Raw genomic sequence first — 25,999 nt, 5'->3', positions numbered from 1 at the left:
GGCCCGCGGTCCCCGGGTTCGGGGATCCCGGCCCGCGGTCCCGGGCTCGGGGATGCCGGCCCGCGGGCGTCCGCCTTCCGGTCCTGGACCGACTCCGGCCCCGGGCTCGGGTCCCCGGCCTCCGGCCCGAGGGCCTGGCCGCCGTCCTGGCCCGGCTTGGCTCCCTCGCCGACGCACGAAAAGGCCCCCCGCTTTCGCGAGGGGCTTCTTCCGTCTGTGCGCCGCCAGGGACTCGAACCCCGGACCCGCTGATTAAGAGTCAGCTGCTCTAACCAACTGAGCTAGCGGCGCCTGCTGACGTCGTAGACCTTAGCATCCTGCTCGCCGCGAGGAAAAATCGATATACGGACGCTCGCCGACGACACCGCACGGGCCGCCCGTACGCACGCCCAGAGCACCACCTCGGGCCCCGGCAGCCACGGGTGCCTGGTGTCCGGAGCCACCAGCCAGCGCGGGCCCGGCGCACCGGGGACCCGGGTCAGCGGCGGTACGGTCATCGCGTCCCCGATGCCGTGACAGAGCAGCGGCGGCACGGCCTCGCCCCACTCCTCCCAGTCGAGCAGCGCCGGCAGCCGCTGCGCGGTGCCGGGCGCGGCGAAGAGCAGCATCCGGCCGCGGTGCATGGCGACGGGGCCCGAGCCGGGCCCCTCCTCCCAGAGCCGGTCGAGCATGCGGCGGCCGAAGATCGTCGGCACGTTCACGACGTCGAAGACGGAGCCGCAGGGAAGCACGGCGGGCGCGGTGGGGCTGTCCTCCCAGAGGGAGAGCACGGAGCGCGGATACGCCCCGGCGGAGGCGAGCCAGTTCGCTCCGGGCGCGGTGACCTGGGTGACGTGGTGGCGGCTGTCCTCCCACGGGAGGGTGGAGGTGTCGGCCCGGCGCTCGTCGTCACCGGCGCCGGAAGTCAGCAGGGAGTCGTCTCGCAGCCATGCACTCATGACAGCAATGTCTACTGGGAGTGACAGATCCGTTTCTGAGAGTTGACCAAAACGGGGACACGGCGTGCCCTGGAGGGGTATCTTGCGCCCCGGCATATGCCATACGGCTGACGATCCCGGCAACGAGTTCCCGGCATCGCGCTCCCCGGCATGGCGCTCCGGCATCGTGCTACTGCTGAGATCCGCCCCGGAGCAGGTCGCGCCCGAACTCGATCATCTTCCTGGCATAGTCCTCGGTCCACTCTGCCCGCTCGGCGATGTCCCCGGGCGTCAGCCGGTCGAAGTGGCGTGGATCGGCCAGCTGTGCCGCCGCGATGGCCTGGTACTCCAGCGCCCGGTCGGCCGCCGCGCGGAAGGCGAGCGTCAGCTCGGTGGCACGCGCCAGCAGCTCCCCCGGGTCGTCCATCGACTCCAGATCGAAGAAGTGCTCCGGATCCGCCGCGGCCTCCGAGGGCTCGAAGAGCAGCGGTGCGGGCCGCAGCCTTCGCTCGGTCCGCTCGTGCTCTGACATGCGCTTCCTCCTGCTCATTGCCTCCGGGCCACCCTCTATTGTCCAACTCCCCGCAAGTGGGCCTACGGGACCCAGCTCACCCGGTGTTCCGCCAGGTGCGCCAGGACCGCATGGTTGGCCTCCCAGCCATCGGGAAACTTGACCGTGACGCCCAGCTGGACCGGCTCCGTCGACGGGTGTTCGTCCAGCAGATCGCCGACGCCCGCCCGGCACACCACGATGCATGCGTGGCGGTGGCGGGACGCCAGTACGCACAGCCGGCCCGTCTCCAGGTGGAACGCCGTCGCGTCCGGGCGGCCCGACAGCGGGTGGAGGACGACCGTGACGTCGAACTCCCGGCCCTGCAGCCGGTTCGCCGTGTCCACGGTGACATCCGCGACGCCCAGCTCGGCGAGCGCCGCGCGGACCGCCGCCGCCTGGTCTCGGTGGGCCGTGCCGACCGCGATCCGGTCGGCGGTCACCGGGACCGGGTCCGCGGACCGCTCGCTGGTGGCCGCGCCGCCGCGGTCCAGGAGCCGGCGGACGACCAGCGCCACGGCCCGTACCGCTTCGGGGTCGGTACGGGGAGTGTGCCGGGCGGGCAGTTCCAGCAGGCCCCAGCCCGACTCCGCCGCCTCGTCGAGCACCCGGTCCGGCCCCGATCCGTCCGACGGCACCCCGAAGGCGAGCCGCCGGTCGTCCGGGCCCGTGCCGCTGCGGAAGCGGGTGTACGGGTAGAACGCGTCGGAGACCAGCGGCGCGGCGGACGCCGGGAGCCGCCAGGAGACGGGCAGCCGGTGCTGAGGCAGCTCCGGATTGTGGGCCAGCAGTGTGGAGACGGCGCTCGCGGAGGGGTCGTACGACAGCCCGGCCCACTGGTCCGCGCCGACGATCGAGAACGGGTCCAGCTGCCCGGGGTCCCCCACGAACAGTGCGCGCTCGAACAGCCCGGCGACGGCGAGCAGCGCGTCGGAGCGCATCTGGTACGCCTCGTCGACGATGGCGTGCCGCCACGGCTCGACGCCCTGCACATGCGCCCACTTTGCGGCGGTCGAGATGACGATCTCCAGGCCCGCGAGGTCGCCCGCCTTGGCGGACTTGCGTACGTTGTCGAGCTCGTCGAGGGCCTTGTCGTACGGGTCGGGGTCATTGCTGTGCAGCCGCCCGACGGGCAGCTCGGGCTCCTTCTCGGCGAGCCGCACGACGAGGTCGTCCACCTGCGCGTTGGTCTGCGCGATGACCATCAACGGCCGTCCGGCCGCCGCGAGTTCACGTGCGGCGTGCACGACGAGCGTGGATTTGCCGGCACCGGGCGGGGAGTCCACGACAACGCCGCGGTGAGTCCCGTGAAGCGTGTCGCCGAGGATCGCCTCGGTGGCCCGAGCGGCCTCACCGGCGGGGTCGAATGCGTGCCCGCTCACAGCAGGTCCTCCGGGGTCACGGGGTCGGGGTTCTCTGCGGCGGTGCCCGGAGGGCCGCCGTGGGTCCACGGGGTCTCCTCCGGGGACGGGAGTTTCGGGCCGCCGCGTTGGTCGTGCTCGAACAGGGTCCAGGCGATCCGGTCGCCCTTCTCCGGTACGGAGCCCTCCGCCGGGTCCTTGGAACGGCCCATGCGGTCCGTCAGCCGCAGCACCAGCGTGCCCTGCTGCTCGTAGCGTACGAACTCCGCCGTCTGCGGCTTGCCGTCCAGCGTGCGGTACACCTTTGCCCGCTCGCCCAGCTGCGGGCGGTCGTCCGTACGGACCGTGAGCAGCGGGCGGGGGCTCGGGCGCTTCGATTCGGACCAGGCCATCACCACCTCGGTCACCTCGCTCAGGAACGCCTCGCCCGCGAGCCTGCGCCCGGCCAGGACCAGCGGGTCGTCCAGGGCCTCCTGCGCCTCCAGTTGGGCCTGGGCGCTCTCGCGGGAGGCGAGCTTCTGCGCGGCGGTGACCGCGTCGTCACGGCGGGGCTGCGGCGGCTCCCCGGCCCGGATGCGGTCGCGGTGCGCCGTGAACGACCAGCGGTCGCGCGTCCAGCGGTCCGCCGTGCGGGAGCCCTCCGGCAGCTCGCGCACCAGCTCCAGGCTGCGCCACACCGCGTCCCAGGTGGGCCGCAGCTGGGTCAGCAGCAGCCGGCGGATCTCCCGCTCGGCGGCGGCCAGTTCACCCAGCCGCGCATCCGCCACGGCCCCGTCATCCGCCGCGCCCAGCGCTTGGCGTGCCCGGTCGTACCGCTCCACCGCCGGGGCCAGCAGCCTGTTGTCGAAGGCCGGGTCGGTCGCAGGCCCGGCCGGCGGGCAGAGCAGCTGGCCCGCGGCATCCCGCGCGAGCTCGGCCCGCAGCGCAGCCTCCGCACCCGACTCGCCCTCGGGCACGTCGATCCAGGCGAGCAGCGCCCCCAGATGCTGGTCCTCCAGCGACGACTGGCCACTCGCCCAGTGCCGGTTCAGCAGATCGGTCGCGGCGAGCAGCAGCGATGACCCGGGCACCCGCGCCCGCTCGCCGTAGTGCGTCAGCCAGCGGCCCAGCAGTGGCACACGCGGCGGCGCGGGATGCGGCGCATCGGGGTCCTGCTCGGTCGTACGGCGAAACCGCATCGACCGGCCGAGCAGCCGTACGAAGTCGATGCCGGCCCTACCGGGCACGATCAACTGCGGTGCGTCCACGCACAGTTCGACCTCGACCTTGACCCTCTTGCCGGTCTCCGGGTCGGTATCGCTGCGCTCAGCGGGCTCGACAGCATCGGCGTACGCCTCCAGATGCGGCAGCACCGCATCGGCCAGCTCGGCCAGGAACGTGAAGCGCAGATCGCGGTCGCGCGGCTGGGCCACCACCAGCAGCCGCGGCTCGTCCGCATCCGTGCCGACCAGCGCACCCAGCGGCGCGCCGGCCTCGCCCGCCGTGGTGAGCGGCACAAAGACCAGCGGCCGCTCCGACAGATGCCGGTGCCGCACCGTGGCGAGCGGCGTCGCCCGCCCCGACTCCACGGCCTCCAGCCTGGCGAGTGTGGAGATCAACGACATCCGGCCGCCTCCAGCGCCTCGGCCCGCAGCGCCGCCGCCCGGCGCAGCGCCGCGACCGCCGGATCGTCCGGATCACCTGCCGCACCGCGTGCCGCCGCCAGGACCTCGCCGATCGTCGTCAGACCGCCCAGCTCGCCGCGCACCCCGCGGCCCAGCGTCTCCACCGCGCCCGCCGCACGGGCCTTGTCCCGGCAGTGGAAGGCCAGTTCGCAGGCGGCCAGGCACTCGGGTGCGTACGCGGCGGACACCGACTCCACGGCCGCCGTCAGTTCGTGTGCCGGGCGCTCCAGATCGAAGGTCGTGCCCTCGGGCAGCGCGGCGGCGATGTCCTCGATCCGGGTCAGCCGGGCCAACTGCCGCCGGGTGACCGACAGCTGCTTGCGCACATCGACGACGGACGCGGTCGGCAGATTGGAGAAGTCCTTGGGGCAGACCAGCAGGATCCGGTGCGCCACCTGCGCGCCCTGAGTGAGGGCGGCGACACGCTCCAGCGCCAGCACGTACACGGCGGCCTGGCGTGCGGCCGCGCCCACCTTCGCCGCGTCCGCCGCTGCGTCGATCATCGGGAACGACTTGATCTCGACGACCGTCCACCGTCCGTCGGGCGCGACGACCACCGCGTCGGGCTCCAAATAGGCGGGGGAGCCCGCCACCTCCAGCGCCAGCAAGGGGTGGTCGAGCAGCGTCCACGCGTCCGCCGCAGTGGCCTCCCGCAGTGCCAGCGCCGTACGCGCGGCCCGGCCCTCGGGGCCCGCCGCCGACAGATCGGGCAGCCGGCCCCCGGCCGGTTCGTCCACGCCCAACAGTCGCAGCAGCTCCTTGCCGCCGTCGGACTTGACCTTCGCCTCGAAGGCATTGCCCCGCATGAACGCGAACTGCGACTGTCCGAAGGCCGCGGGCGACCCCAGCGCGGAGGCCAGCGCCGCCTTGTCGACCCCGGCGCCGTCCAGCAGCGCGCGCCGTTTGCAGCCGGGGTTCGCGGCCAGGGCGGCGAGCGCGCGGGCGTCGAGCGGATGGGGCTGGGCGGCGGGGCCGCGCAGCTCAGCGAGCCGCTGCCGTAGTGCTGTCGTCGGCGCCTGCGGAGGTGGTCCGCTGTCCAGGGATTCGCTCACCCGCGGAAGTCTCGCATCCGCCACTGACAATCGTGGACTTCGAGCCGGAAGAGCCGGAGGGGGCGGAGGTGAAACGGGTGCGCACGCGGTCGGCGAGGCGCATCGCCGGGCGGGTCAGCAGCGCGCCGACGCACATGACCGCGACGCCCGCGGCCGCGTCCAGGAAGTAGTGGTTGGCCGTGCCCATCACCACGAGTGTGGTGAGCAGCGGGTAGGCGACGCCGAGGACCTTCAGCAGCGGCGTACGCCCGTGCCGCCACAGCATCACACCGCACCACAGCGCCCAGCCGACGTGCAGGCTCGGCATCGCCGCGTACTGATTGGTCATCGCGCCCATGCCGCGCGGCGCGCTCGCCTCGCCGCCCCACCAGCCGTACGAGCTGAACTGCGCCATCGTGTCGACGAAGCCCTGACCGGCGTCGAGTAGCCGTGGTGGGCAGGTCGGCAGAAGCGTGAAGCCGACGAGACCGAGGAGCGTGGAGAGCATCAGCCAGGTGCGCGCGGCCCGGTACCGGGCGGGGCGGCGGCGGAAGAGCCAGACGAGGATGGCCGGAGTGACGAGATAGTGCAGCGAGGCGTACGCGAAGTCGGCGGGGATGCCGAGGGCGGGGGTCTTGGTGAAGAGGCGGTTCAGGGGGTGCTCGGCGTTCAGGTGGAGTGCCTTCTCGGCCCGGAGTATCGCCATGCCGTGGTCGACGGCGGTCGTCACATCGCCGCGGGCGAGCAGCCGGCCGGCCGAGTACGCCACGTAGACCACGGCGATCAGCGGCAGTTCGGTCCACCAGCGGAGCCGATGGCGAGGCGCGGTGTACGGCATCCGAACGTTCTCCATGTGTGTTCAGGCGACCCTTGGCCAACGATCAACCGTACGGTGTATGAGAAAGCGCTCCGTCAGCGGGTCCCGGACTGCAACTGCCCTGCCCCCGACCTGTAGAGGGACGCTCGGAGCGTCCAGCAGGTTGCCCCGGGTTCAGGTGCGCGATGATGGAACGACACCGAATGTGAACCTCTGGAGAGCCCCCTCATGGCACCGCGCATCCTGCTCGCCCGGCACGGCCAGACCGAATGGTCACTGCTCGGAAGGCACACCGGCCGGACGGACATCCCTCTGCTGGAGGAGGGCAGGCAAGGGGCGAAACTGCTCGGCGAGCGGCTGCATCGGTCGCCGTGGTCGGGCCTGTCGGGCGTCGAGGTCCGGACCAGCCCGCTGCTGCGTGCGAGCGAGACATGCGCGCTGGCGGGGTTCGGCGAGCGGGCGTCCTCGTGGGACGCGCTGATGGAGTGGAACTACGGGGCGTACGAGGGTCTGACCCAGGCGGAGATCCAGGCGGACCGCCCGGACTGGTTCATCTGGCGCGACGGGGTACCCGAGGGGGAGACGCTGTCGGAACTCGGCGCGCGGGCGGACGAGGTGATCGCGTGGGCGCGCTCGGCGGACCGCGACGTGCTGGTCTTCGCGCACGGCCACATCCTGCGCGTCCTGGGCGCGCGCTGGCTGAACGAGGACCCGTCGTTCGCGGCGCGCATCAAGCTGGATCCGACGTCGCTGTCGATTCTGGGCTGGGCGTACGGGGAGCCGGCGGTGGAGCGCTGGAACGACACGGGGCACATGGAGGTGTGAGGGTCCGCGGTACGGGTTGCGGTGGCTCGGGCCGGGGCTTGTTCCCCGCCCCTTCCCTGAACCGGGGCGGAGCCCCGAAACCAGCCCCGCCGGCGATTGAGGCACCGGGGGCTGGGGGCTTGCCCCAAGTTCAGGGAAGGGGGCGGGGAGGGGAACAAACCACAGGCCCGAGCCACCGCACCCGTCACACTCGCCGCACCGCCTCCGCATGGCGGTCCAGAAACGACCCGACGCTCCCCGTCCCTCGCTCCGGCGCAAGCACACTCGCCGTGTCCGACAGCATCGACTGGATGCGCGACGACTGGACCCCGTCCAGCAGGTCCAGCACCTGGTGGCCCGCCTCCGCCGCCTCGTCGGGGAAACCCCCGCGCGCCAGGTCCGCCGCCAGTTCCGCGCGGTACAGCGCCAGGTTGCGGGTGAAGCGGCGGTCCTGGAGGGCCGCCGCGCGGCGCGCGTGGCGGGCCGCCCGTGGCCATTCGCCCAGCGCCGCCCAGCACTGCGCCTGCAACGACTCCAGCTCGGGCTCCCCGAAGAAGGACATCCACTCCGGATCCGCCTCCGCCGCCCCCCGGTCGAAGTACGCGTGCGCCCGCGCCAGCGACTTCTCGCAGCCCGACCGGTCCCCCAGCCCCGCCCAGCCGCCCGCCTCCCGCAGCGAGAGCAGCGACAGCAGCCGCGGTGAGGCCAGCCGGCGGGCCGCCTGCTGGCCCGCCTGGGCGGAGCGCACCGCCTCCCGGTGCCGGCCCGCGTCCCGCGCCAGGAAGGACGTATTGCAGAAGGCGTGCGCCTCCAGTGCCTCGTCGCCCGCCACCCGCGCCGTCGCCAGCGCCTCCGCGTAGTGCGAACGCGCATCGTCGAAACGGCCCGAGTCGTGCGCCAGCCAGCCCACCGAGATGGCGAGTTCGCCCGCCCCCGCGTGCAGCCGGTCCGCGGTCGAACGGCGTGCCGTCAGTCCCGCGTCGAGCAGCGCGTACGCGGCCCGCAGCGGCTGCGCGGCCCGTTGGTAGAGCCCGTCCGCGCCGTGCCGGTCGTCGAGCAGCCGGATCCGCCGTACCGCTTCCTCGACGGCGTTCACCTCCGCGTCGCCGACCCGGCGCTGTGCGGGCACGAGACCGAGGCCGAGCCCGAGGGACGCGGCCGCCACCGTGGCGGGGCCGCTCGTCATGAATGCGCGACGCAGCACGTCGCTCACCTCGTCGATGTTGCTGTCAAAGGGACTGGTGGGACTGGCGGGACTGCTGGAACTGGTGGGGCTGTCCAATGGACGGAGACAAGGGGCATCCGGTTCCGGCGGACGGCCCCTACCGCCCCGCCCGCCCCGCACCTGCTCCCGCGCCGTGAACCCCAGGTCTCCCAGCGCCAGACCGGGAAACATGTGCAGAAACACCCGCTCGTACGCGTAGTTCGGACAGCGGATCTCGCCCGCCTCGACGCGCCCGATGTAGCGGGCGTCACACGAGACCTGCTCGCCGATCTGCCGGGCGGCCTTGCGTACGGCCGCCGCGAACTCCCCAGGCGAGCGCTGTCCGCGCAGCCTGCGAAAGGCGAGGTTGGGAACTGCCCGTGCTGCCTGAGACGATGACGATGACGACGCCATGGCCGAGCCCTCTCTTGGTGCAGCTCTTCATGCAGCCGTGTTCCGGCGGAGCAAGAACGTACCCGCTGTGACGAGCCACTTACACAGAGTTTGCCTACAAAAGGGATATCTCCCCCTCGATCTGCCATGAACTGCCACCCTTTGCGGCGGCGTGCCGCCGTAGCCCTTGACGCGTAGAGGCGTTGAACCCTTCGGAGGCCCGATACGTGTCTCCACTCGAGCGAGGAGGGGATCCCCTTGTTGGAGGTCGGCATGAAGACCAGCGCCAACCGCGACGCGAACGGCTCCGGCACGACTGCGACGACTGCTCGCCACAGGCCAACCCCGGACAGCAGCGCACCACCCCACAGAGCCCCGGCCGACGACGACACCGAACCCTGCGACCTGGTGACCGTCCCTGCCCGCCAAGGGCTCGAGGCGGTGGACATCCTGCGCCGCGGCGCGGACGCCCCGGCCGTCGGTCCGGTAATCCACGACGGCGCCTGCGACACCCTCGGCTTCCTGGTGCCGCCCGGCACGGCCGACGGCTGGGACATGCCGGGCAGCGCCTGTACGCAGACCTCGGGACGCGGTCTGCGTATCCCTGCCGAGCTCCCGGCCACCGGCTCCGGCTGGCTGCTGCCGCCGGACGACACGGGCCCGGTCACCGACCCGGAGGTGCTGCGCGAGGCGCTCGGCGAGGCGGCCCGACTGATTGAGGCCGCCGACAACTGCGTATGAGCCGATAATGGGTGAGTAACAGGGAATCCCGGCCGGTCCGCTCGCAGCGGACGGGCCGGGCACCCGCGGACTCAGCGAGCGAGGAACGAGCGCGTGCAGCGTCGAGGAGCGTCGAGCGGGGGTACGAGCGCCCGGAGGCGAGCTGAGCGCAAAAAGGGCCCTGAGCCCGTCGTCGAGTACGTCGACGGCGGGCTCGCGGAGCTGATACCCGACCCCGACCGGCCGCGCGGCTGGACGCTGCTCGTCGACGGCGCCCCGCAGTCCCATGTCGACCTCGACGACCCGGCTCATCTCTCCTTCGAGTACCAGCGCCGCCTCGGCCATGTCGCCGATCTCGCGGCCCCGCCCGGCCGCCCGCTCCAGGTCGTGCACCTCGGCGGCGGGGCCTTCACACTCGCGCGCTACATCGCGGTGACCCGCCCCCGTTCCACTCAGCAGATCGTCGAGCTGGACGCCTCGCTGGTCCAACTGGTCCGCAAACAGCTCCCGTTGGACCCGGGCGCCCGCATACGGGTCCGGTCCAACGATGCCCGTGCCGGGCTCGCCAAGGTCCCGGACGGCTGGGCGGACCTGCTGATAGCCGATGTCTTCAGCGGCGCCCGCACCCCCGCGCATCTGACCAGTACGGAATTCCTCGCCGAGGTGCGCAGGGTTCTGGCGCCGGGCGGGCGGTACACGGCGAACCTCGCCGACGGGCCGCCGCTGGCTCATATTCGCGCCCAGGTCGCCACCGCCGCGGCCGTCTTCCCCGAACTCGCGCTCGCGGCCGATCCGACCGTGCTGCGCGGCCGCCGCTTCGGCAATGCGGTGCTGCTCGCCTCCGACCTGCCGCTGCCCGTCGCCGAACTGACCAGGCGGGTGGCGAGCGACCCGCACCCCGGCCGGGTCGAACACGGCAGAGCGCTGGTCGACTTCACGGGCGGCGCGGCCGCGGTCACCGACGCGAGTGCGAAGCCCTCGCCCGTACCGCCGCCGGAGGCGTTCCGCTAGTGCCCCGGAGCTCCAGCCTGAGCCGGTAACCGGCTAACGGTCGTCGAACTCGACCGTCGGTGGATGGCCGTTCCAGGTGCAGAACACCGAGACCTCGCGGCCGTTCTGGGTGAACGTCACCCGGATCCACTCCGGCTGCTTCCAGACCTGCATCTGCCAGCCCGAGTCCGGTGTCGCCGAGACCAGTTCCGCCGACGTCTTGCCGATGTCGAAGACGACCCGGCCGCCATCGACCGTATAACCCTTCACATTTCCGGATGTTGGCGGCGAATAGGCGGGCGGCGACGACGGCGACGTGTTCTTGGACGGCTTCGAGGCCGGTGGTGTGGCCGACGGCTTGCGGTCCTTGTTCGCCGCGTCCGACTTCGACGGCGACGGGCTCGGCGGCCGCTGTGTGGAGGAGGCCAGCGGCTTCGCGCCCTGCGTGGTGACCGAGTCCGCGCTGATGGGGAGCGCGCGCGGCCGGTCGTACGCGGTCCCGGACATGACGGTGTGGACGCCCCACCAGGAGAGCGTGACCGCCGCTCCGGTGGACAGCGACCACGCCATGGCATGTACGAGTCCTCTGCGCATCGGGCCCATACTGCACCACGCGCCCCACAGCTGTCCCGAGTCCCATGGTTGTCTCTCGGTTCACCCACGGGACCGACGTACTCCGGATGGCGTACGGTGCCGCCCATGGCAAGTGTGCTCGTGGTCGAGGACGACCAGTTCGTGCGCTCCGCCCTCATCAGGCACTTGACCGAGGCCTCCCACACGGTACGGAGCGTCGGCACGGCCCTCGAGGCGCTGCGCGAGGTGGCCCATTTCCGTTTCGACGTGGTCATTCTCGACCTCGGCCTGCCCGATCTGGACGGGTCCGAGGCGCTGAAGATGCTGCGCGGCATCACCGACGTACCGGTGATCATCGCGACCGCGCGGGACGACGAGGCGGAGATCGTACGGCTGCTCAACGACGGTGCCGACGACTACCTCATCAAGCCCTTCTCCGTGGAGCATCTGTCCGCCCGGATGTCCGCCGTGCTGCGCCGATCGCGGGCCTCGGCCGCGGACGCGCCGCCCTCGCGCGTCATCCAGGTCGGCGGGCTCTCCATCGACCCGTTGCGCAGGCAGGCCGAGCTGGACGGGGCGGCCCTCGACCTCACCCGCCGCGAGTTCGACCTGCTGGCGTTCCTCGCCGGGCGGCCGGGCGTCGTCGTACCACGCAAGGAACTGCTCGCTGAGGTCTGGCAGCAGAGCTACGGCGACGACCAGACCATTGACGTACATCTGTCATGGCTGCGGCGGAAGTTGGGCGAAACCGCGGCCAGGCCCCGGTACCTTCACACCCTGCGCGGCGTCGGCGTCAAGCTGGAGCCGCCGAACGGACACAGCTCGAGCGGACCCGAGTCGAACGGACACCGGCCATGAGATGGGCCCTGGTCAAGGTCTCCCTGGCCGTCACGGCGATGGTCGTGGTGGCCTTCGCGTTCCCGCTCGGGCTCGTCATCAAAGAGATGGCCAGCGACCGGGCCTTCTCCAACGCCGAGCGGCAGGCCGCGGCCATCGGCCCGACCCTCTCCATCACGGCCGAACGCGATCCGCTGGAGCGGGCCGTGATGTCCACGCAGGCCGGGGCGGCCGGGCGGATGGCCGTGCACATCCCGGCCTCCGGCGAGCCGGGCAGCCAGCCGGTGACCATCGGCACCCGCCGCGCCGCGCAGAAGGACCTGGCCACCACCCAACGCCTCGGCCGCGCCTCCATCACGGAGGTGACCGACGGCTCCGCGCTGCTCCAGCCGACCGCCATCAGCACCGGCCAGATCGCGGTCGTCGAGGTCTTCGTACCCGAGGACGAGGTCTCCAACGGTGTCGGCACGGCCTGGCTGGTGCTCGGCGGCGTCGGCATCGCGCTGATCGTCGGCTCGGTCGCGGTCGCGGACCGGCTCGGCATCCGGATGGTGCAGCCCGCCCAGCGGCTCGCGGGCGCCGCCCACGACCTGGGCGAGGGCAGACTGGGGGCGCGCGTCCCGGAGGAGGGGCCGACCGAGCTGCGCTCCGCCGCGATCGCCTTCAACTCCATGGCCGACCAGGTGGTCCAGCTCCTCGCCAATGAGCGCGAGCTCGCGGCCGACCTCTCGCACCGGCTCCGTACACCGCTGACCGTGCTCCGCCTCAATGCCGCCTCGCTGGGCGAAGGACCCGCCGCCGACCAGACCAGGGCGGCCGTCGAGCAGCTGGAGCGCGAGGTCGACACGATCATCCGCACGGCGCGCGAGGCGAAGCCGCAGACCGTGGCGACCGGCCCCGGCGCGGGCTGCGACGCCGCCGAAGTCGTCCGGGAGCGGATGGACTTCTGGTCGGCGCTCGCGGAGGACGAGGGCCGCAAGGTGCGGGTCGCGGGCGTCGACCGGCCCGTACGCATCCCGGTGGGCCGCCCCGAACTGGCCGCCGCGCTGGACGCGCTGCTCGGCAATGTCTTCCGCCACACCGCGGAGGGCACGGCCTTCTCCGTCGACCTGCACAACGGCGGGGACGCCGTCATCGTGCTGGTCTCGGACGCGGGTCCGGGCATCGACGACCCGGAGGCGGCGATGGCCCGCGGCAACAGCGGGGGCAGGGACGGCTCGACGGGGCTCGGCCTGGACATCGTGCGCAGGGTGGCGGAGTCGACGGGCGGGGACGTACGGATCGGCAGGTCGGTGCTCGGCGGCACGGAGGTACGGATCTGGATCGGGCTCGACCCGCGCGAAGGGGTGCCGGGGGAGCGGAGCCGGGGGCACCGGGGGACGGTCAGGCGCCGCAGGCGGGCGGCGGCGTAGTGCGGTGGGGCCGGGCCGCGGGCCGCTCGGTGGTTCGCCCGAGCCGGCTCGATGGGGCTCACCGGCGCCCGCACTGGTCTCGACCATTAATCCGCTCCGATGCCTTCCTTAAGGCCGCCCTAAGAAGTCCAACCCCCGCCCCGAACAGGCCATTTGTCCGTTTCGCGGCCGCTAGCGTGCTGCCACATCCCCCACTCCCGTAACGCAGAGGCAGGCACGCAATGGGCAGCACTACGCACCGGCGCACGGCGAGCGCAAAGACCAAGGCGCTCGGCGCCATTGTCGCGGCCGCGGTGATCGGCGGCGCGGCGTTCGCTCTCACGGGCACCGCGCAGGCCGCGTCCGTCGGCGCCGCCTACACCAAGACGAGCTCCTGGACCGGCGGTTACACCGGGCAGTACGTCATCACCAATGACACCGACAAGGCCCAGTCGGACTGGACGCTCGAATTCGATCTGCCCGCGGGCACCACGATCAGTTCGCTGTGGAACGGCGAGCACACCGTCAGCGGTCAGCACGTCACCGTGAAGCCCGCCAGCTGGAACAAGCAGCTCGCGCCCGGTGCCTCGGTGACCGTCGGCTTCGTCACCGCCGCGAGCGGCACCGCGACCGTCGCCGACCCGACCTCCTGTCTCATCAACAAGGTCAAGTGCTCGGTCGACGACGGCGCCACCCCGCAGCCGAGCGGCCGCCCCACCGAGCAGCCGACACCCACCCCCACCCCGACCGCGAGCTCCACGCCCACCAAGCCCCCGACCTCGACTCCGACGCCGACTCCCACGCCGACGCCCACGCCGACTCCCACGACGCCCGGCAGCGGGTCCGGCGCGGGCTTCGCGCCGTACGTCGACACGTCCCTCTACCCGGCGTACGACCTGGTGGACACCGCCACCAAGACCGGGGTCAAGGAGTTCAACCTGGCCTTCATCACCTCCGGCGGCAGCTGCGCCCCCCTCTGGGGCGGTGTCACCGACCTCGCCAGCGACAAGGTGGCCTCCCAGATAGGCGCGTTGCGCGCCAAGGGCGGTGACGTCCGGGTCTCCTTCGGCGGCGCCGCGGGCTCCGAGCTCGCGCTCAAGTGTTCCTCCGCCGACGAGCTGGCGAAGGCCTACGGCAAGGTCGTCGACGAGTACAAGCTCACCAAGGCCGACTTCGACATCGAGGGCGCGGCCCTGCCCGACACCGCCGCCAACTCCCGCCGCTCGCAGGCCATCGCGCAGCTCCAGAAGTCCCACCCGAACCTCGACGTCTCCTTCACGCTGCCCGTGATGCCCGAGGGGCTGACCCAGCCCGGCGTGGACCTGGTCGCCGACGCCAAGAAGAACGGCGTGAAGATCTCTGCCGTCAACATCATGGCGATGGACTACGGGCCCGCCTACAGCGGTGACATGGGCCAGTACGCCATCCAGGCTGCGACCGCGACCCAGGCGCAGATCAAGGGCGTGCTCGGGCTCTCGGACGCGGCCGCGTGGCAGGCCGTCGCCGTCACCCCGATGATCGGCGTCAACGACGTCGCGACCGAGATCTTCAAGGTCGAGGACGCGACTCAGCTGGTCGACTTCGCGAAGTCGAAGAACCTGGGCTGGCTGGCGATGTGGTCCTCGGCGCGTGACAAGGAGTGCGCGGGCGGCGCGAAGCCGACCGCGGACGCGACGTGCAGCTCGATCGTTCAGGAGCCGCTGGCCTTCACGAAGGCGTTCGCCGCCTTCAAGTAGGCACGACGAGCACCTCGGCGCCCCCCACCCGCGCGTCCCGGCCGGACTTCCCCCCACCCGGCCGGGACGCGCGCTTTCGTTGGTCAGTGTGGTGCGTGCCCGCCGAGCACGGCGACGGCCCGGTCGAAGGCCGAGTCCCGGCCGTGCTCGAACTCCTCCTCGGTGAAGACCGGTTCGTGCAGGTGCGGCGGGATGCCCGGTCCGTCGAAGGTCGCTCCCGTACGGGTCAGGAACTCCTCGTTCGGGAGCATGAACGCCCAGCCGTTCGGCAGCGCCCGCATCATCGTGTCCGAGAACACGCCCTGCGTGTGCTCGCCGATCCTGACCGTCCGGCCGGGGCGCTCCATCAGGGCCTGGGTGAACGTCTCCCCGGCGCTGACCGTCGAGCCGCCGGTCAGCACGGCCACCGGTCCGGTGTACCGGGGAGCCGCCGCGGGCCGTACGTACTGCGGCTGCGGGCGGGTGAAACGGGTCGGGTCGCCGGGGTCGTTCCTGTTCCGCTTGGCGTAGGCGAAGTAGGGGCGGTCGGTCAGCCGCCCGGCGAGCTGGAGCCCCAGCGAGTCCGAGCCGCCGCCGTTGATCCGCAGGTCGATGACGAGGCCGCGCAGGCGGGCGGTGTTCGCGGTGGTGAGGATCGCGTCCAGCGCCTCGTCCAGTGCGGCGCTGTTGGCCGCGAAGTCGTCGGCCTTGGCGTATCCGCCGAATCCTGACACCCGCAAGTAGCCCTGTCTGCCGGGAAGTTCGGCGTACGAGATGCGGCCGTTCGCGAACTGCCGCAGCTTCTTGCCCGACAGATCCCGCTTCTCGATGTACGACGTGACCTTCGCGTCCAGTTCCTTGGTGGGCATGACGGTCCCCGGCCGGGCCATGCCGAAGGCCCCGGTCCTGCCCGCGAACACGGCGACATGCATGTCGTGCAGGGGCGAGACCATCTCCCGGAAGACCGCGAAGAGTTCGGCGTCGGTCGTGCCCGCGTGGATGCGGGGGCGGTAGCGGTCCCGTACCGCGTGCCAGTCGACGCCCTTGGCGGCGAAGAAGGGATAGTTCTCCTCGAAGGTCTGCCAGAAGATGTCGAAGGCGGCGACCGGACCGCCGGGCGCCGGTGCGAGGGAGTCGGCGGGCAGGGCGTCGATCCGCCGCAGCCCACGGTCGCCGGGCGAGCCGTCGATGTGGAACGCCGCCCGGTCCGGCCGCCCCTTGGACCGTACGGTGAAGACGAAGCCGTCGTCGCCTGCGTACCGCGCCGTCCCGCCCTGCCCGCCCGCGCGCTCGGCGCCGACGCCCTTGACGCAGCTGACTCCGGTGACCTGGTACTCCTGCAGGTGGCCCGCGTCCAGCGTCAGCACCTCACCGTATCCGTCCACCCGCCACACCCCGGTCGGCACAGCCGCCGGCTGCGCGCTCGCCGCCGGGGCGAGCGGCAGGGCCATGCCCGCGGTGACGGCCAGCAGCGCTGCCGCCGCGACGGTCCTGCGGATGGTGCCCGATCCACTCCTGCGCTGCATGGTGATGCCTTCCCCGTACGCCGTTGATCCGGTAGCACCACGATCGGCCCCGCAACGGCATGGGGGACATCCCGCTGTCCGGTCGGTATGGGGTGGGGAAAACCCCCGCGAGGGCTGAGGCTCACCGAGCCCTGGCGCGCCGCCTGAGCACAACCAGAGCGCCTGTCACCGCAGTGAGGGCGACCGCGCCGCCGCCCGCCCATGCGGCGGTGGGCGCTCCAGCGTCGGCCGAGTCACCGGCGAGGGGCTTCTTGGCCGTATCGCAGTCGCCCGTGCCGGACACGACGCGGTACCGAGCCCAGACGGTGCGCCGGTCCTCGGGCCGTGGGTCGTTCTTGTCCTCGCGGTAGACGGCGTACAGACCGGGCTTCGCGTCGCAGGCGATCGTCGCCGTGGCCGTGAGGACGTTCTTCCCGCCGCGCAGTACGGGTTTCCCGGTGAAGGCGGGGGAGTTGAGGGCGACCGCCCCGTCGGAAGCCATGCTGTCGCTGGCCGTGATCCGGCCGCCGGCCGGGACGGCCCGTACGTCCCACTCGGTCTGGGGCCAGGGCGCACCCTTGTCCCAGTGCTCTTCCTTCGACGTGGGCGGCAGGTTCTTCAGCTTCGCCCGGCACTTCTGCAGCGCGGACGCGTCGGCCTTCTCGACCCGTACCTTCGTGAAGAGCGAGCCGTCGTCGCCGAGCAGGACCGGGTAGGTGCCGGGCTTTGCATCGCACTTGACGGCGACGGTGGCGGTCAGCCGTGGCGCGTTCATCCGCAGGGTGCCGTCGGAGAGGAAGGACTTCGAACGGACCGCGAGCCCGTTTGCGACCTCACCCGCGCGGAGGTCCACCGTGAGGACGTCGCCGGGCCGGACGGGGCGCGTGTTCTTGGGTCCGTACGGCAGCGGGTCGGCCGCGAGGGCGGGAGCCGCCGTGCTCAGCACGCACCCGAGGGACAGCAGTGCGGCGGCTGCGGCACGGAGGTGACTCATGGCGGCCCCGTTTTTGTGGCGTTTACACCCATTGAACCGTACAACTGTGCAAGTGTCGCTGCGTTACGGATGTTGATCCTCTATTAGAGAGACAGTGTGGTGCGCTCATATTGGTTGCCTGCTCTTGCGCTCGTTCTTCTCGCGGGAGCACTCGGCACCGGTCCCGCCACGGCGGCGACCGGCCCGCCCACCCCCAAGCCGACCGTGGCCGAGGAGGAGTTCTGGACGGCCGAGCGCATGGCGGAGGCGGTGCCGGTCGATGCCGCGAGGGACAGGGCGCCGTTGAAGGCCTCGGCCCGGCCGGCCGGACCGCGGGTCGCACCCCCAGGCACCAAGAAGGGTGAGTACTTCGGCGGCCTGCCGATGGTGGGTACGTTCTTCTACAAGGCGAGACCGTTCGGCGGCAAGGCGACCTCCTGCACGGGCAGCGTCGTCCACAGCGGCACCAAGGACCTGGTCCTCACCGCCGGTCACTGCGGCAACGGCCTCAAGGCAGCCACGCAGCGCATCTTCGTACCGCAGTACCGCCACGGAGCCTCCGTCGCCAACCAGCCCAGCGGCGTCTTCGGGGTGAACCGGGTCTTCGTGGACCCGAGGTATGAGCAGAACACCAAGAAGCCCGTCTCAGACCTGGACTTCGCCTTCGTGCGAGTCGCCCCCAACGGCAAAGGCAAGGCCGAAGACGTCACCGGAGCGCTCACCTTCACCCAGGCTTCCGGCTACCGCCACAACGCGACCGTGATCGGCTACCCCAGTGGCGAGAGCGTCAACAAGAAGCACCAGGCGCTCCGCTGCAACGTCGCCACCTCGCGCCTGCCCAACTTCCGGCAGCTGCAGATGACCTGCGGCGGCTTCTACGGCGGGGTGTCCGGCGGTCCCTGGATCACGGACTACAACGCGAGCACCCGTACCGGGAAGGTCATCGGAAACACGGGCGGCTACAACGGCGGCGGCAACGACCAGAACGTCGACTGGATCAGCTACGCGCCGGTCTACGGCAAGGACGCCCAGGCCCTCTACAACGACGCTGTCGCGGACACCAAGGACGAGGACATCAAGCGCCCGCCGTACGTGCCGGCGAACGCCGGCCCCTATCTGCCGGGCAGCGGCGAGCTCTGGAAGCGCGCCAGGCTCATGGTCTCCGGGGACTTCTCCCGGCCCGGTCACAGCGACCTGATCGTGGCGTGGACGAACGGCGAGACCTCCTTCTACCCCGGCGACGGCAAGGGCGGCTTCACGCGCGGGCGGCGGCTGCTGCCGGCGAACGACCTCTGGAAGAAAGCCGGGTCCATCACCGGCGGCGACTTCACCGGCTCCAACCAGTTCGACCTGCTGGTGCGCTGGAACGACGGAGCGGTCACCCTCTATCCGGACGTGAGCACCAAGGGCCTCGGCAAGTCCGGGATCCAGATGGCCAGGAAGGGCTCCGTCTGGAAATCCGCCACCCAGATATCGGCGGGCCGCTTCAACGCCGGCACGCGCGTCAGCGATCTGGTGGTGCGCTGGAAGGACGGCGAGCTCAGCCTCTACACCAATGTGGGCTCCGGGACCTTCGGGCAGGAGCACAGGCTGCGGGTGGCCGACCCGCTCTGGGAGCGCGCCACGCTGCTCACCAGCGGGCAGTTCTCCGGGAACCACACATGGGACCTCATGATCCGCTGGTCGGGCGGTGAGCTCGACAACTACGTCGGCACCACGACGGCCGGCCTCGGCACCCAGAAGCGCGTCCTGGGCCGCAATGAGCTGTGGGCGCAGCAGGGCTCCGTCATCTCCGCAGGCGGATACACCGCCAATGGCCTGACCGACGACCTCCTCGTACGGTGGTCGGACGGCGAGACCACGATGTACACGGACACACGGGCCGACGCGCTCGGCGACGAGGTGATGCTGGTCGCGCCCTGAACCCCTGACGTGCCGGGCCACGGCGCCGCCTGGACGGCTACCGCGCGGGCCTGGCCGAGGCCGCATGAAAACGATCAAGGGCCCCGGTCCGAAGACCGGGGCCCTTGATCGTTCAGGGTGAGTAACGGGACTCGAACCCGCGACATCCTGGACCACAACCAGGTGCTCTACCAGCTGAGCTATACCCACCACGACCGGTCTCTTTCCCGACCGGCCGAGAAAAAGTGTACAGGGTCGGGGAGGGTGCTCGCTCCCGGGTTTACGGCCCCCAGGACCTGGGGTCTACTCCGCAGGCAGGACGTACTTCGCGGCGATCGTCTTCGCCGTGTCCGAGTCCGGTCCGGGCTGCGGCACGAAGACCGCTTCCCGGTAGTAGCGCAGCTCCGCGATGGATTCACGGATGTCCGCCAGTGCCCGGTGGTTGCCGTTCTTCTCCGGACTGTTGAAGTACGCCCTCGGGTACCAGCGCCGGGCCAGTTCCTTGACCGAGGAGACATCGACGATCCGGTAGTGGAGGTACTGCTCCACCTTCGGCATGTCGCGCAGCAGAAAGCCGCGGTCGGTGCCGACCGAGTTTCCGCACAGCGGGGCCTTGCCGGGCTCCTTGACGTGCTCGCGTACGTACGCCAGGACCTGCTCCTCGGCGTCGGCCAGCGTGGTGCCGCCCGCCAGCTCGTCGAGGAGGCCCGAGGTGGTGTGCATCTGCCGCACCACCTCGGGCATCGTTTCCAGCGCCGCGTCCGGCGGGCGGATCACGATGTCCACCCCTTCGCCGAGCACGTTCAGTTCCGAGTCGGTGACCAGCGCGGCCACCTCAATGAGTGCGTCGTCCGTCAGCGAGAGCCCGGTCATCTCGCAGTCGATCCACACCATGCGATCGTTCATGCGTCCTACCTTAGGCCGACCGGCGGTCGGTCGGTCTATGGCGCACTCCGCTGGCCGGGCAGGCTCGGGCGGCCGTGACCTGTCGCATACGCGTCGGACGGAGGCTTGCCGAGCTCCGGCGGAGCGGCCGTGGTCGCGGCCGGTCCCGACGGGCCCGCCGCTGCGGCGGCGCGTCTGGTCTGGGCGGGTACGACCGTCTCCACCACCGTGGGCGGGGCGGGGTCGCTCTGCGGACGGCGGACCCGGTACGCGGCGCGGTAGGCGGCCGGAGAAGAACCCAGCTGGCGCCGGAAGTGGCCACGCAGCGCCACCGGCGAGCGGAAGCCGCAGCGGCCCGCCACCTCGTCGACCGAGTAGTCGGAGGTCTCGAGCAGCCGCTGGGCCTGCAGCACCCGCTGGGTGATCAGCCACTGCAGCGGCGCGCTGCCGGTCAGCGAACGGAATCGCCGGTCGAAGGTGCGCCGGCTCATGTACGCACGTGCGGCCAGAGTCTCCACGTCGAACTGCTCATGAAGATGCTCCAGCGCCCACGAGACGACCTCGGCCAGCGGGTCCGACCCGATTTCCTCTGGTAAAGACCTGTCCAGATAGCGTTCCTGCCCGCCACTGCGGCGCGGCGGCACGACCAGCCTGCGGGCGAGCGCCCCGGCGGCCTCGGTGCCGTGGTCGGTGCGCACGATGTGGAGGCAGAGATCGATTCCGGCCGCCGTTCCCGCGGAGGTGAGCACATCGCCGTCGTCGACGAACAGCTCGCGCGGATCGACATGGACGGACGGATATCTCTTGGCCAGTGTCGGCGCGTACATCCAGTGGGTGGTGGCCGGGCGGCCGTCCAGCAGTCCGGCCGCGGCGAGCACGAACGCACCCGTGCACAGTCCGACGATCCGGGCCCCCTCCTCATGCGCGCGACGCAGCGCGTCGAGCGCCTCCGGCGGTGGCGGTGACGTGATCGACCGCCAGGCCGGTACGACGACGGTGCCCGCTCTGCCGATGGCCTCCAGGCCGTACGGCGCGGTCAGTTCGAGCCCGCCGGTGGTCCGCAGCGGGCCTTCCTCGCCACCGCAGACGAGCAGTCGATAGCGGGGAACTCCGGCGTCCTGACGGTCAATTCCGAACACCGAGAGCGGGATGGAACTCTCAAAGATGGGGCCACCGCTGAACAGCAGCACCGCGACGACTTCCCTTCGCCGGCGGCCGGAGAGCTTCCGTGCTGCCTCCGGTGCGGCGGAGTCCTGACTCATGACGCTAAGCCCCCCTCGGTGTTCGCGTCTCCCCGTTCGTTTCGGGCCTTTCGCTCCTGCACGTTTCCCCTCGGTTTTGCACGAGTCCCGAGACTTCGATACTCATGATCGAATCTACTGTGTCCCGTGGCGCCGACGTGACAAGTTCGGCATGCCCCGCTATGTCGACATGGCAACTTGGCGCGAAGCATTCGATCACGAAGCGTTCCACTCGGGGGCCGCGCAGGGAAGTGCGCGTCGCGCGCATGGCCCGTCCACGTAGGGTGCAAGCGCTGCGAATGGTCCTTTCTTCCCTGGTGGCAAGGGGGTTGGCAGGCCATTTCGCCAAGGGAGGGCCACTCACGTGAAGTTGGCTGAAAACATATGGGTGCGGGTGTGCGAAACGGTCAGTCGAGGGGCGCACTTCCCGGCCCGTGCCGACCGCCCCGCTGCGTCCTGGGGGCCGCCCGCGCGCGCCGTCCGCGGGCCGGCGCCGGCCCGGCGGTACGCGCCCTGGCCGCCTCGCGCTCGGACTTGCGCAGCAGTGCCCGGCACGCGGCCGTCACGGCGGCGAGGCCGAGGGCCGCGGCGGCCGCCCCGCCCACCGACGTCCCGTACACGACCAGGACCACCGGGACGAGCACACAGCTGAACGCCGCCCAGCGCACCACGTCGCTCGCCGAGTCGGCGGACGGGCCCGGGGAGTGCTTGGGCCGGGCGGCCGTCTCCTGCACCCGGCGCGGCGCCCTGCGCCGGCCGCGCCGCGGGACCGGCGAGGGTACAGAGGGCGGGCCGGGCGGTCGTGCGGGCACAAAAGCTCCCTGGAGGCAGTGGGATGACCGTGGTGCAACGAGGAGCGGAGCGGATCGGTCACCCGGGGCTCCGCCTCCGGACGGGGCTCTGCCTACAGGCTGGGGCGCCGGACTCCGCCTTCAGAGGGGCCTCCCCCGGACGGGCCGGGAGAAGGTGTCCAGACCGCTGTAGACGCCAAGCGGCATTGCCATACGGGGCGGGCTCGGGCATGCTCCCTGGAACGCCGCGGCATGGGGCAGCCAGCTCTGGGCAGGAGAGGAGTGTCGCCGTACCCTTGGGGGTATGGGCCAGGGAAGATGATTCCCGGACACAGCTCCACTGCCATGCCAGCCGGGGCAGTCGAATAACCCTCCCCGAGACGATCCCTCCACCAGAGGACTTCTTCGCCGAGACACCGATGGCCGGTCACGAAATCCCCGAACCCGCGGACCGCAAGCAGGTAGCCGACCCTCTGTCGGACCTCCAGGCGGCGGAAGAGACATGTCAGTCATGCGACCCAGCCTTCCGGCACGGAGTCGTCGTCGGCTTCGACGGATCGACCTCCAGTGAGCGGGCGCTCGCGTACGCCATCGGCATGGCCCGGCGGTCCGGCTCCGGCCTGATCATCGTCCATGTCGCCAACCGGCTGCCGACCACCGTCTGGGCAGGCTGCGAGCCCCCGGTCTTCGTGGACGTCCCCGATCACCGCACCGAGGTGCTCGGTCTGGAGCTGGCCTGCGCGGACTACCTCACCGAGGTGCCGTGGATCCTGGTCGAGCGCGGCGGCGACATCTGCAACGAGCTGGAGGAGGTCGGCCGGGAGTATTCGGCCGACGCGATCGTGGTCGGCTCCACGCACGGAATCGTCGGGCGCATCTTCGGCTCGGTGGCGGGACGGCTCGCGCGGCGCGCGCAGCGGCCCGTCGTTGTCATCCCGTAGCCAACCCGTAATGGCGCTTCCACTTGCGCTTTCCACCAGGTCGGGCCGGGTCAACTCCCTTTGTGCGCAAGTAAATCTACCCACGCGTAGAGGTGGATTGTGCGCTTGTGAAGGGTAATTAACGGTGGCTGGGAATCAGCGATGCAGAACAACTGCACAGGACACGAAGGGAGCCCGCCGTGGACAATGAAGTCTCTGCGGGAAGCGCCAGCACCTCGACTCTCGGCCACCTTGCGCTCGGACTGACCCTGCTGGCGTTCGGCGTCGGCAACACCGGTGTGATCGACAATGTGACGGCGGCGGACGCGGCCGGACTCGCGACCTGGGTCGGCGGCGTCGCACTGTTCATCGTCGGACTGCTCGAGTTCCGCGCGGGCAACGCCGGTACGGGCACGGCCTTTTCGGGTCTCGGCGCCTTCTGGTTCACCTGGGGCACCGGGGTCGGCACCGAGGTGTCGGCAGAGGCGGCAGGTCTCTTTCTGCTGCTGTGGGCGCTGCTGGCGCTGACCCTGACCGCCGCGTCCGCGGGCAGCGGACTGTTCGGACAGGGTGTGTACGGGCTCTTGTTCGTCTCGCTGCTGCTGCTCGGCATCGCATCGTTCGCGGAGAACGACGGGCTGGCCAAGGCGGGCGGCTGGGCCGGCGCGGTCGCGGGCCTCGCGGCCTGGTACGGCGCGACGGCGGCCCTCGCCAAATGGCCGACCTTCTCCGGACGCGCTGCCGGCCGGGGAGTGACGGCCACCGGCTGAGGTCCTGACGGGCCTCTGGGCAGCCATGCAGCCGGCGCTGTGGGCGGCACCGGCTGACGAAAAGGGCGGTCCCCCGCGCGCCTGGGTGGCAACGCGCGGAGGGACCGCCCCCCTTTGCGGCTAAACCGCCGCCGCTCTCGCAGAAGTGGTTGCTCGCCGTCGGGGTACTCAATTGATGGTTGCGCTACGCCCAGATGAGGGGCTGCCTGCCTACTCGACCGTGACCGACTTGGCGAGGTTGCGCGGCTTGTCGATGTCCCGGCCCATGGCCAGCGCCGTGTGGTACGCGAAGAGCTGCAGCGGGATGCCCATCAGGATCGGGTCCAGCTCGTGCTCGTTCTTCGGCACCACGATCGTGTGGTCGGCCTTCTCCTGCTCACGGTGCGCGACCGCGAGGATCCTGCCGCTGCGGGCCTTGATCTCCTCCAGGGCCGCGCGGTTCTTCTCCAGCAGGTCGTCGTCGGGGACGATCGCGACCGTCGGCAGCGCGGGCTCGATGAGCGCCAGCGGGCCGTGCTTGAGCTCGGAGGCGGGGTAGGCCTCGGCGTGGATGTAGGAGATCTCCTTGAGCTTCAGGGAGGCCTCCAGGGCCACCGGGTAGCCGCGCACGCGCCCGATGAACATCATCGACTGGGCGCCCGCGTACTCCTCGGCCAGCTTCTTGATCTCGGCCTCGGACTCCAGGATCTCGCTGATCTGCGCGGGCAGCCTGCGCAGGCCCTCGATGATCCGCTTGCCCTCGGAGACCGACAGGTCGCGGATGCGGCCCAGGTGCAGGGCGAGCAGCGCGAAGGCGACCACCGTGTTGGTGAAGCACTTGGTGGAGACGACGCAGACCTCGGGGCCCGCGTGGACGTACACGCCGCCGTCGGCCTCGCGGGCGATCGCGGAACCGACCACGTTGACCACGCCCAGGACGCGCGCGCCCTTGCGCTTGAGCTCCTGTACCGCGGCGAGCACGTCGTACGTCTCACCCGACTGGGAGACCGCGATGTAGAGGGTGTCGGGGTCCACGACCGGGTTGCGGTAGCGGAACTCGGAGGCCGGCTCGGCATCCGCGGGGATCCGGGCCAGGTTCTCGATGAGACCCGCGCCGATCATGCCCGCGTGGTACGAGGTGCCGCAGCCGAGGATCTTCACGCGGCGGATGCCGCGGGCCTCGCGGGCGTCCAGGTTCAGACCGCCCAGGTGCACGGTGGAGAACCGGTCGTCGATGCGGCCGCGCAGCACGCGGTCCACGGCGTCGGACTGCTCGGAGATCTCCTTGTGCATGTACGTGTCGTGGCCGCCCATGTCGTACGACTCGGCCTCCCACTCGACGGTGGTCGGCGTAGCGGTCGTACGCGATCCTTCGGTGGTGTACGTACGGAAGTCGTCGGCCTTCAGGGTGGCCATCTCGCCGTCGTCGAGGGTGACGATCTGGCGGGTGTGGGCGACCAGCGCGGCGACGTCGGAGGCGACGAACATCTCCTTCTCGCCGATGCCGAGGACGACCGGGGAGCCGTTGCGGGCGACGACGATGCGGTCGCTGAAGTCGGCGTGCATGACGGCGACACCGTACGTGCCCTCGACCAGCTTCAGCGCCTGGCGGACCTTCTCCTCCAGGGTGTCGGCCTGGGAGCGGGCGATGAGGTGGGTGAGCACCTCGGTGTCCGTTTCGGAGAGGAAGACGACGCCGTCGGCGACGAGCTTGGCGCGCAGCTCGGAGGCGTTGTCGATGATGCCGTTGTGGACGACCGCGACCTTGTTGTCGGCGTCCAGGTGGGGGTGGGCGTTCTCGTCGCTGGGCGCGCCGTGCGTGGCCCAGCGGGTGTGTGCGATGCCGGTGGTGCCGGCGAAGCGCTTGGGGACCCGGGCCTCCAGGTCACGGACCCGGCCCTTGGCCTTGACCATCTTCAGGCCGGTGGCCTTGGGGCTCGTGATCACGATGCCCGCGGAGTCGTAACCCCGGTACTCCAGCCGCTGCAGGCCTTCCAGCAGCAGCGGTGCCACATCACGCTTGCCGATGTATCCGACAATTCCGCACATAAAGTTCTACCCCTCTG

Annotated in this window: 23 protein-coding genes and 2 tRNA genes; 9 read left to right on the top strand and 16 right to left on the bottom strand. The window is 71.2% G+C overall.

Annotation, left to right across the window (positions count from 1 at the left end; translation table 11 throughout):
* Positions 1 to 217: 217 nt before the first annotated feature.
* The 7 genes from ACI2LP_RS07430 to ACI2LP_RS07400 form a co-directional block, all read right to left on the bottom strand.
* Positions 218 to 291, bottom strand: a tRNA-Lys gene (locus ACI2LP_RS07430).
* Positions 282 to 938 carry a bifunctional DNA primase/polymerase gene (locus ACI2LP_RS07425; RefSeq protein ID WP_404723569.1) on the bottom strand — a complete coding sequence of 219 codons (657 nt, stop codon included), beginning with the start codon at positions 936 to 938 and terminating at the stop codon, positions 282 to 284. Before ACI2LP_RS07425 ends, ACI2LP_RS07430 begins: the two co-directional genes overlap by 10 nt.
* A 169-nt stretch (positions 939 to 1,107) precedes the next feature.
* Entirely contained in the window at positions 1,108 to 1,449 is a 342-nt protein-coding gene (locus tag ACI2LP_RS07420) for a hypothetical protein (RefSeq protein WP_360872514.1), read from the bottom strand.
* A gap of 62 nt (positions 1,450 to 1,511) precedes the next feature.
* Positions 1,512 to 2,849: an AAA domain-containing protein gene (locus ACI2LP_RS07415; RefSeq protein ID WP_404723568.1), complete on the bottom strand. Its 1,338-nt coding sequence runs from the start codon at positions 2,847 to 2,849 to the stop codon at positions 1,512 to 1,514.
* The gene (locus tag ACI2LP_RS07410; RefSeq protein ID WP_404723567.1) at positions 2,846 to 4,432 is read right to left on the bottom strand and encodes a hypothetical protein; all 1,587 of its coding nucleotides are present in this window, start codon (positions 4,430 to 4,432) and stop codon (positions 2,846 to 2,848) included. The genes ACI2LP_RS07415 and ACI2LP_RS07410 overlap by 4 nt, the downstream gene beginning before the upstream one ends.
* Positions 4,423 to 5,544 carry a hypothetical protein gene (locus ACI2LP_RS07405; RefSeq protein WP_404723566.1) on the bottom strand — a complete coding sequence of 374 codons (1,122 nt, stop codon included), beginning with the start codon at positions 5,542 to 5,544 and terminating at the stop codon, positions 4,423 to 4,425. Before ACI2LP_RS07405 ends, ACI2LP_RS07410 begins: the two co-directional genes overlap by 10 nt.
* Entirely contained in the window at positions 5,474 to 6,376 is a 903-nt protein-coding gene (locus tag ACI2LP_RS07400; RefSeq protein WP_404723565.1) for a phosphatase PAP2 family protein, read from the bottom strand. Before ACI2LP_RS07400 ends, ACI2LP_RS07405 begins: the two co-directional genes overlap by 71 nt.
* 192 nt (positions 6,377 to 6,568) lie before the next feature.
* Between ACI2LP_RS07400 and ACI2LP_RS07395 the strand changes: the two genes are divergently transcribed.
* Positions 6,569 to 7,165: a histidine phosphatase family protein gene (locus ACI2LP_RS07395; protein WP_404723564.1), complete on the top strand. Its 597-nt coding sequence runs from the start codon at positions 6,569 to 6,571 to the stop codon at positions 7,163 to 7,165.
* Positions 7,166 to 7,349: 184 nt separating this feature from the next.
* Here ACI2LP_RS07395 and ACI2LP_RS07390 read toward each other — a convergent pair whose 3' ends face one another.
* The gene (locus ACI2LP_RS07390) at positions 7,350 to 8,762 is read right to left on the bottom strand and encodes a tetratricopeptide repeat protein (RefSeq protein ID WP_404723563.1); all 1,413 of its coding nucleotides are present in this window, start codon (positions 8,760 to 8,762) and stop codon (positions 7,350 to 7,352) included.
* Between the two features lie 252 nt (positions 8,763 to 9,014).
* Between ACI2LP_RS07390 and ACI2LP_RS07385 the strand changes: the two genes are divergently transcribed.
* Both ACI2LP_RS07385 and ACI2LP_RS07380 read left to right on the top strand, forming a co-directional pair.
* Entirely contained in the window at positions 9,015 to 9,482 is a 468-nt protein-coding gene (locus ACI2LP_RS07385) for a hypothetical protein (protein WP_404723562.1), read from the top strand.
* 93 nt (positions 9,483 to 9,575) lie between these two features.
* Complete coding sequence (locus ACI2LP_RS07380) at positions 9,576 to 10,472, top strand: spermidine synthase (protein WP_404723561.1); 897 nt, start codon at positions 9,576 to 9,578, stop codon at positions 10,470 to 10,472.
* Between the two features lie 33 nt (positions 10,473 to 10,505).
* On the opposite strand, the gene ACI2LP_RS07375 is transcribed toward ACI2LP_RS07380, so the two are convergent.
* Positions 10,506 to 11,054: a hypothetical protein gene (locus ACI2LP_RS07375; protein WP_404723560.1), complete on the bottom strand. Its 549-nt coding sequence runs from the start codon at positions 11,052 to 11,054 to the stop codon at positions 10,506 to 10,508.
* A gap of 96 nt (positions 11,055 to 11,150) precedes the next feature.
* Between ACI2LP_RS07375 and ACI2LP_RS07370 the strand changes: the two genes are divergently transcribed.
* The 3 genes from ACI2LP_RS07370 (at position 11,151) to ACI2LP_RS07360 (ending at position 14,988) form a co-directional block, all read left to right on the top strand.
* Entirely contained in the window at positions 11,151 to 11,882 is a 732-nt protein-coding gene (locus ACI2LP_RS07370; protein ID WP_404723559.1) for a response regulator transcription factor, read from the top strand.
* Positions 11,879 to 13,273, top strand: coding sequence for a sensor histidine kinase (locus ACI2LP_RS07365; protein WP_404723558.1), 1,395 nt, complete (start codon positions 11,879 to 11,881; stop codon positions 13,271 to 13,273). The genes ACI2LP_RS07370 and ACI2LP_RS07365 overlap by 4 nt, the downstream gene beginning before the upstream one ends.
* A gap of 221 nt (positions 13,274 to 13,494) precedes the next feature.
* A complete protein-coding gene (locus ACI2LP_RS07360; protein WP_404723557.1) occupies positions 13,495 to 14,988 on the top strand; it encodes a cellulose binding domain-containing protein in 1,494 nt (497 codons plus the stop codon).
* An 83-nt stretch (positions 14,989 to 15,071) separates the two neighbouring features.
* Here ACI2LP_RS07360 and ACI2LP_RS07355 read toward each other — a convergent pair whose 3' ends face one another.
* Both ACI2LP_RS07355 and ACI2LP_RS07350 read right to left on the bottom strand, forming a co-directional pair.
* The gene (locus ACI2LP_RS07355; protein ID WP_404723556.1) at positions 15,072 to 16,493 is read right to left on the bottom strand and encodes a S41 family peptidase; all 1,422 of its coding nucleotides are present in this window, start codon (positions 16,491 to 16,493) and stop codon (positions 15,072 to 15,074) included.
* Between the two features lie 121 nt (positions 16,494 to 16,614).
* On the bottom strand, positions 16,615 to 17,466 hold the full coding sequence (locus ACI2LP_RS07350; protein WP_404723555.1) for a hypothetical protein: 852 nt from the start codon (positions 17,464 to 17,466) through the stop codon (positions 16,615 to 16,617).
* Positions 17,467 to 17,562: 96 nt separating this feature from the next.
* Here ACI2LP_RS07350 and ACI2LP_RS07345 point away from each other — a divergent pair, with 96 nt between their 5' ends.
* A complete protein-coding gene (locus ACI2LP_RS07345) occupies positions 17,563 to 19,368 on the top strand; it encodes a trypsin-like serine peptidase (RefSeq protein ID WP_404723554.1) in 1,806 nt (601 codons plus the stop codon).
* 116 nt (positions 19,369 to 19,484) lie between these two features.
* Here ACI2LP_RS07345 and ACI2LP_RS07340 read toward each other — a convergent pair.
* From ACI2LP_RS07340 to ACI2LP_RS07325, 4 genes are all read right to left on the bottom strand, one after another.
* Positions 19,485 to 19,557: transfer RNA gene (locus ACI2LP_RS07340), tRNA-His, on the bottom strand.
* A gap of 93 nt (positions 19,558 to 19,650) precedes the next feature.
* Complete coding sequence (gene orn / locus ACI2LP_RS07335) at positions 19,651 to 20,253, bottom strand: oligoribonuclease (RefSeq protein ID WP_404723553.1); 603 nt, start codon at positions 20,251 to 20,253, stop codon at positions 19,651 to 19,653.
* A gap of 35 nt (positions 20,254 to 20,288) precedes the next feature.
* Entirely contained in the window at positions 20,289 to 21,494 is a 1,206-nt protein-coding gene (locus ACI2LP_RS07330; protein WP_360872470.1) for a helix-turn-helix domain-containing protein, read from the bottom strand.
* A 386-nt stretch (positions 21,495 to 21,880) separates the two neighbouring features.
* Positions 21,881 to 22,285, bottom strand: coding sequence for a hypothetical protein (locus ACI2LP_RS07325; RefSeq protein WP_404723552.1), 405 nt, complete (start codon positions 22,283 to 22,285; stop codon positions 21,881 to 21,883).
* Between the two features lie 398 nt (positions 22,286 to 22,683).
* Between ACI2LP_RS07325 and ACI2LP_RS07320 the strand changes: the two genes are divergently transcribed.
* Both ACI2LP_RS07320 and ACI2LP_RS07315 read left to right on the top strand, forming a co-directional pair.
* Complete coding sequence (locus ACI2LP_RS07320) at positions 22,684 to 23,205, top strand: universal stress protein (RefSeq protein ID WP_404723551.1); 522 nt, start codon at positions 22,684 to 22,686, stop codon at positions 23,203 to 23,205.
* Positions 23,206 to 23,384: 179 nt separating this feature from the next.
* On the top strand, positions 23,385 to 23,954 hold the full coding sequence (locus ACI2LP_RS07315; protein WP_404723550.1) for an acetate uptake transporter: 570 nt from the start codon (positions 23,385 to 23,387) through the stop codon (positions 23,952 to 23,954).
* Positions 23,955 to 24,164: 210 nt separating this feature from the next.
* Here the strand turns inward: ACI2LP_RS07315 and glmS are convergent, their stop codons facing one another.
* The gene (glmS, locus tag ACI2LP_RS07310) at positions 24,165 to 25,982 is read right to left on the bottom strand and encodes a glutamine--fructose-6-phosphate transaminase (isomerizing) (protein ID WP_404723549.1); all 1,818 of its coding nucleotides are present in this window, start codon (positions 25,980 to 25,982) and stop codon (positions 24,165 to 24,167) included.
* Positions 25,983 to 25,999: the final 17 nt, after the last annotated feature.

Origin of the sequence: Streptomyces sp. NPDC019890 (genome assembly GCF_044903445.1) — a bacterium.
Classification (GTDB): Bacteria; Actinomycetota; Actinomycetes; order Streptomycetales; family Streptomycetaceae; genus Streptomyces.
The sequence above is the reverse complement of the archived record's forward strand: the minus strand, read 5'-3'. Positions and strand labels throughout refer to the sequence as shown.

Bases quoted from the DNA above. Each gene is read 5' to 3' on its own strand.
- ACI2LP_RS07365 (WP_404723558.1), top strand. From the start codon at position 11,879: ATGAGATGGGCCCTGGTCAAGGTCTCCCTGGCCGTCACGGCGATGGTC.
- ACI2LP_RS07410 (WP_404723567.1), bottom strand. From the start codon at position 4,432: ATGTCGTTGATCTCCACACTCGCCAGGCTGGAGGCCGTGGAGTCGGGG.
- ACI2LP_RS07350 (WP_404723555.1), bottom strand. From the start codon at position 17,466: ATGAGTCACCTCCGTGCCGCAGCCGCCGCACTGCTGTCCCTCGGGTGC.
- ACI2LP_RS07360 (WP_404723557.1), top strand. From the start codon at position 13,495: ATGGGCAGCACTACGCACCGGCGCACGGCGAGCGCAAAGACCAAGGCG.
- ACI2LP_RS07390 (WP_404723563.1), bottom strand. From the start codon at position 8,762: ATGGCGTCGTCATCGTCATCGTCTCAGGCAGCACGGGCAGTTCCCAAC.
- ACI2LP_RS07330 (WP_360872470.1), bottom strand. From the start codon at position 21,494: ATGAGTCAGGACTCCGCCGCACCGGAGGCAGCACGGAAGCTCTCCGGC.
- ACI2LP_RS07370 (WP_404723559.1), top strand. From the start codon at position 11,151: ATGGCAAGTGTGCTCGTGGTCGAGGACGACCAGTTCGTGCGCTCCGCC.
- orn (WP_404723553.1), bottom strand. From the start codon at position 20,253: ATGAACGATCGCATGGTGTGGATCGACTGCGAGATGACCGGGCTCTCG.
- ACI2LP_RS07320 (WP_404723551.1), top strand. From the start codon at position 22,684: ATGGCCGGTCACGAAATCCCCGAACCCGCGGACCGCAAGCAGGTAGCC.
- ACI2LP_RS07400 (WP_404723565.1), bottom strand. From the start codon at position 6,376: ATGGAGAACGTTCGGATGCCGTACACCGCGCCTCGCCATCGGCTCCGC.
- glmS (WP_404723549.1), bottom strand. From the start codon at position 25,982: ATGTGCGGAATTGTCGGATACATCGGCAAGCGTGATGTGGCACCGCTG.
- ACI2LP_RS07425 (WP_404723569.1), bottom strand. From the start codon at position 938: ATGAGTGCATGGCTGCGAGACGACTCCCTGCTGACTTCCGGCGCCGGT.
- ACI2LP_RS07385 (WP_404723562.1), top strand. From the start codon at position 9,015: ATGAAGACCAGCGCCAACCGCGACGCGAACGGCTCCGGCACGACTGCG.
- ACI2LP_RS07395 (WP_404723564.1), top strand. From the start codon at position 6,569: ATGGCACCGCGCATCCTGCTCGCCCGGCACGGCCAGACCGAATGGTCA.
- ACI2LP_RS07355 (WP_404723556.1), bottom strand. From the start codon at position 16,493: ATGCAGCGCAGGAGTGGATCGGGCACCATCCGCAGGACCGTCGCGGCG.
- ACI2LP_RS07420 (WP_360872514.1), bottom strand. From the start codon at position 1,449: ATGTCAGAGCACGAGCGGACCGAGCGAAGGCTGCGGCCCGCACCGCTG.
- ACI2LP_RS07375 (WP_404723560.1), bottom strand. From the start codon at position 11,054: ATGGGCCCGATGCGCAGAGGACTCGTACATGCCATGGCGTGGTCGCTG.